The following is a 5,326-nucleotide window of genomic DNA, read 5'->3' on the forward strand; positions in this document are numbered from 1 at the left end:
TTTTTTCTGGTGGTGTTGGGGTGTTTGTAGCTTGAGAACTCAATAGTGTGCCAAGTTTGTTGATACCAGTATTTTGTTTATGTATTGGTGAAAGTGCAGTGCGTGCACCCCCGTGTGCGTGACTGTGTATTTGCTTTGGATTGATTGGCAGCTTGTGGTGTTTCTGGTCCTGTGAGGCTCTGTTTTTCCGGCAGGGTGGGGTTGGGGATGCTTGGGTTGTTGTTTCTCTGTTTTTTTGATGGAGAGTTTGATCCTGGCTCAGGATGAACGCTGGCGGCGTGCTTAACACATGCAAGTCGAACGATGAAGCTCTCAGCTTGCTGGGGGTGGATTAGTGGCGAACGGGTGAGTATCACGTGAGTAACCTTCCCTTGACTCTGGGATAAGCCTGGGAAACTGGGTCTAATACCGGATATGACTGGTCATCGCATGGTGGCTGGTGGAAAGCTTTTTGCGGTTTTGGATGGGCTCGCGGCCTATCAGCTTGACGGTGGGGTAGTGGCCTACCGTGGCTTTGACGGGTAGCCGGCCTGAGAGGGTGACCGGCCACACTGGGACTGAGACACGGCCCAGACTCCTACGGGAGGCAGCAGTGGGGAATATTGCACAATGGGCGCAAGCCTGATGCAGCGACGCCGCGTGCGGGATGACGGCTTTCGGGTTGTAAACCGCTTTCAGCACAGAAGAAGCGTAATTGTGACGGTATGTGCAGAAGAAGCGCCGGCTAACTACGTGCCAGCAGCCGCGGTAATACGTAGGGCGCGAGCGTTATCCGGAATTATTGGGCGTAAAGAGCTCGTAGGCGGTTTGCCACGTCTGCTGTGAAAGCCCGGGGCTTAACTCCGGGTGTGCAGTGGGTACGGGTAGGCTGGAGTGCAGTAGGGGAGACTGGAATTCCTGGTGTAGCGGTGAAATGCGCAGATATCAGGAGGAACACCGATGGCGAAGGCAGGTCTCTGGGCTGTTACTGACGCTGAGGAGCGAAAGCATGGGGAGCGAACAGGATTAGATACCCTGGTAGTCCATGCCGTAAACGTTGGGCACTAGGTGTGGGGGACATTCCACGTTTTCCGCGCCGTAGCTAACGCATTAAGTGCCCCGCCTGGGGAGTACGGCCGCAAGGCTAAAACTCAAAGGAATTGACGGGGGCCCGCACAAGCGGCGGAGCATGCGGATTAATTCGATGCAACGCGAAGAACCTTACCAAGGCTTGACATGGACCGGATCGCAGCAGAGATGTTGTTTCCCTTCGGGGCTGGTTCACAGGTGGTGCATGGTTGTCGTCAGCTCGTGTCGTGAGATGTTGGGTTAAGTCCCGCAACGAGCGCAACCCTTGTCTTATGTTGCCAGCACGTAATGGTGGGGACTCATGGGAGACTGCCGGGGTCAACTCGGAGGAAGGTGGGGATGACGTCAAATCATCATGCCCCTTATGTCTTGGGCTTCACGCATGCTACAATGGCCGGTACAGTGGGTTGCGATGCCGTGAGGTGGAGCTAATCCCTAAAAGCCGGTCTCAGTTCGGATCGAAGTCTGCAACTCGACTTCGTGAAGTTGGAGTCGCTAGTAATCGCAGATCAGCAATGCTGCGGTGAATACGTTCCCGGGCCTTGTACACACCGCCCGTCAAGTCACGAAAGTTGGTAACACCCGAAGCCCATGGCCCAACCGGTTTTGCTGGGGGGAATGGTCGAAGGTGGGACTGGCGATTGGGACTAAGTCGTAACAAGGTAGCCGTACCGGAAGGTGCGGCTGGATCACCTCCTTTCTAAGGAGCAGCCACGAGTTGTGGCACCATCGCAGTTCTCGAATGTAGAGCTGGTGGGTTTGCTCATGGGTGGAATATCAACAAATACTCTCAAGGGGTTTGTCCTTGGGGGTGATCGGTCGTTTCTGGTCATGGCATCTGTAGTACGCGTCTTGTGTGTGGGTTTTGGTCCATGTTCGAAGGTGTTGGAACTGGGTGTTGTGGTGGTGGTGGCTGGTTTTTGGTGCGCTGTTGGGTCCTGAGGCTATTGAGGCTTCGTGGATCTGGTCCTTGCTTCAGGTCGCCGTGGCGTGGGCATCCTCTTTTTTTGTGGGGGTGTGCTGTGGTGGTGGGGGTGGGGGTTGTTGTTTGGGAACTGCATAGTGGACGCGAGCATCTTATTTTTTGTCTTGCCTCTCAGATTCTTTTGTGGGTTTGGGGGGTGGGTGTCTGTGTTGTGTTGTAAGTGTTTTAGGGCGCATGGTGGATGCCTTGGCAATAGGAGCTGATGAAGGACGTGGGAATCTGCGATAAGCCTGGTGGAGCTGATAACCGAGTGTTGAGGCCAGGATTTCCGAATGGGGGAACCCGGCATGCTGTTGTGGTGTGTCACCGGCCGCTGAATGTATAGGCGGTGTGGGAGGAACGTCGGGAAGTGAAACATCTCAGTACCGGCAGGAAGAGAAAACAATAGTGATTGCGTAAGTAGTGGCGAGCGAAAGCGTATGGGGCTAAACCAGTGGCGTGTGATACCCGGTGGGGGTTGCGTTGTTGGGGTTGTGAGGCCATCCGTCCAGGGGCCACCGTCTCTGGGGGTTGAGGTGCGGGCGTATAGACGAAAAGGGTTGAGTCCCTTGCCGTAGAGGGTGTGAGTCCCGTAGTTGTTAATGCGTTCCGCCGGCCTGTGATGTGTTCTCGAGTAGCACGCGGCTCGAGGAATCGTGTGTGAATCTGCCAGGACCACCTGGTAAGCCTGAATACTCCCTATTGACCGATAGTGAATCAGTACCGTGAGGGAATGGTGAAAAGTACCCCGGGAGGGGAGTGAAAGAGTACCTGAAACCATGTGCTTACAATCCGTCAAAGCATCAGTTTTCTGGTGTGATGGCGTGCCTTTTGAAGAATGAGCCTGCGAGTTAGTGCTCAGTAGCGAGGTTAACCCGTGTGGGGCAGCCGTAGCGAAAGCGAGTCTGAATAGGGCGATATAGTTGCTGGGTCTAGACCCGAAGCGGAGTGATCTACCCATGGCCAGGGTGAAGCGCGTGTAAGAGCGTGTGGAGGCCCGAACCCACCTAGGTTGAAAACTGGGGGGATGAGCTGTGGGTAGGGGTGAAAGGCCAATCAAACTCTGTGATAGCTGGTTCTCCCCGAAATGCATTTAGGTGCAGCGTTGAGTGTTTCATCCTGGAGGTAGAGCTACTGGATGGCTGATGGGCCCTACAAGGTTACTGACGTCAGCTAAACTCCGAATGCCAGTGATGTGAGAGCTCAGCAGTGAGACGGTGGGGGATAAGCTTCATCGTCGAGAGGGAAACAGCCCAGACCACCGGTTAAGGCCCCTAAGCGTGTGCTAAGTGGGAAAGGATGTGGAGTTGCTTAGACAACCAGGAGGTTGGCTTAGAAGCAGCCATCCTTGAAAGAGTGCGTAATAGCTCACTGGTCAAGTGATTCTGCGCCGACAATGTAGCGGGGCTCAAGCACACCGCCGAAACCGTGGCAATCAGTCTTTTGAGGCTGGTTGGGTAGGGGAGCGTCCATCACAGCGGTGAAGCCACAGCGGAAGCTGGTGGTGGAGTGTGGTGGAGTGAGAATGCAGGCATGAGTAGCGAAAGAGGTGTGAGAAACACCTCCGCCGAATGACTAAGGGTTCCAGGGTCAAGCTAATCTGCCCTGGGTTAGTCGGGGCCTAAGGCGAGGCCGACAGGCGTAGTCGATGGATAACGGGTTGATATTCCCGTACCGGCGAAGAACCGCCCGAAACAAACCGGTGATACTAACCACCCGAACCCCCTCTGAGCAGTCCTTCGGGGCTGTGGGAGGGGTCTAGCGTGGGATCTGAACTGGGGCGTTTAGCGTATTAACAGGTGTGACGCAGGAAGGTAGCCGGGCCCGGCGATGGTTGTCCGGGTCTAAGAATGTAGGGAGAATGGTAGGTAAATCCGCTGTTCATTGATCCTGAGATTTGATGGGCTCCCACTTTTGGTGGGGGATCCGGTGATCCTATGCTGCCGAGAAAAGCATCGACGCGAGGTTCTTGTGCCGCCCGTACCCGAAACCGACACAGGTAGTCAGGTAGAGAATACTAAGGCGATCGAGTCAATCACGGTTAAGGAACTCGGCAAAATGCCCCCGTAACTTCGGGAGAAGGGGGACCACCCTGGTGATCAGGACATGCTTCTGTGAGCTGGTGGTGGTCGCAGAGACCAGGGGGAAGCGACTGTTTACTAAAAACACAGGTCCGTGCGAAGTCGTAAGACGAGGTATACGGACTGACTCCTGCCCGGTGCCGGAAGGTTAAGAGGACCTGTTAGCGGCCTTTGGCTGCGAAGCGGAGAATTTAAGCCCCGGTAAACGGCGGTGGTAACTATAACCATCCTAAGGTAGCGAAATTCCTTGTCGGGTAAGTTCCGACCTGCACGAATGGAGTAACGACTTCCCCGCTGTCTCAACCGTGAACTCGGCGAAATTGCATTACGAGTAAAGATGCTCGTTACGCGCAGCAGGACGGAAAGACCCCGAGACCTTTACTATAGCTTGGTATTGGTGTTTGACATCACTTGTGTAGGATAGGTGGGAGACTATGAGGCCCTCACGCTAGTGGGGGTGGAGTCATCGTTGAAATACCACTCTGGTGATGTTGAGCATCTAACTTCGGGCCCTGATCGGGTCCAGGGACAGTGCCTGGTGGGTAGTTTAACTGGGGCGGTTGCCTCCTAAAGAGTAACGGAGGCGCCCAAAGGTTCCCTCAGCCTGGTTGGCAATCAGGTGTTGAGTGTAAGTGCACAAGGGAGCTTGACTGTGAGAGAGGCATCTCGAGCAGGAACGAAAGTTGGGACTAGTGATCCGGCGGCACCGTGTGGAAGGGCCGTCGCTCAACGGATAAAAGGTACCTCGGGGATAACAGGCTGATCCTGCCCAAGAGTCCATATCGACGGCATGGTTTGGCACCTCGATGTCGGCTCGTCGCATCCTGGGGCTGGAGTTGGTCCCAAGGGTTGGGCTGTTCGCCCATTAAAGCGGTACGCGAGCTGGGTTTAGAACGTCGTGAGACAGTTCGGTCCCTATCCGCTGCGCGCGCAGGAGATTTGAGAAGGTCTGTCCTTAGTACGAGAGGACCGGGACGGACGAACCTCTGGTGTGTCAGTTGTCCTGCCAAGGGCACTGCTGATTAGCTACGTTCGGGATGGATAACCGCTGAAAGCATCTAAGCGGGAAGCCGGCTTCAAGATAAGATCTCCAACACGATTTATCGTGTGAAGGCTCCCAGTAGAACACTGGGTTGATAGGCCAGAACTGGAAGCCCAGCAATGGGTGGAGGTGACTGGTACTAATAAGCCGATCACTTACACACACCAACAC

At 54.9% G+C, this 5,326-nt stretch carries 2 rRNA genes; both read left to right on the plus strand.

Annotated elements, in window-relative coordinates:
- Positions 1 to 235 precede the first annotated feature (235 nt).
- Positions 236 to 1,768: ribosomal RNA gene (locus tag DVO78_RS08040) — 16S ribosomal RNA — on the plus strand.
- Positions 1,769 to 2,207: 439 nt separating this feature from the next.
- Positions 2,208 to 5,318 (plus strand): 23S ribosomal RNA (locus DVO78_RS08045).
- The 16S and 23S rRNA genes sit together here, the layout of an rRNA operon.
- Positions 5,319 to 5,326 lie beyond the last annotated feature (8 nt).

The organism is Nesterenkonia muleiensis, assembly GCF_003600155.1.
Taxonomy (GTDB): domain Bacteria; phylum Actinomycetota; class Actinomycetes; order Actinomycetales; family Micrococcaceae; genus Nesterenkonia; species Nesterenkonia muleiensis.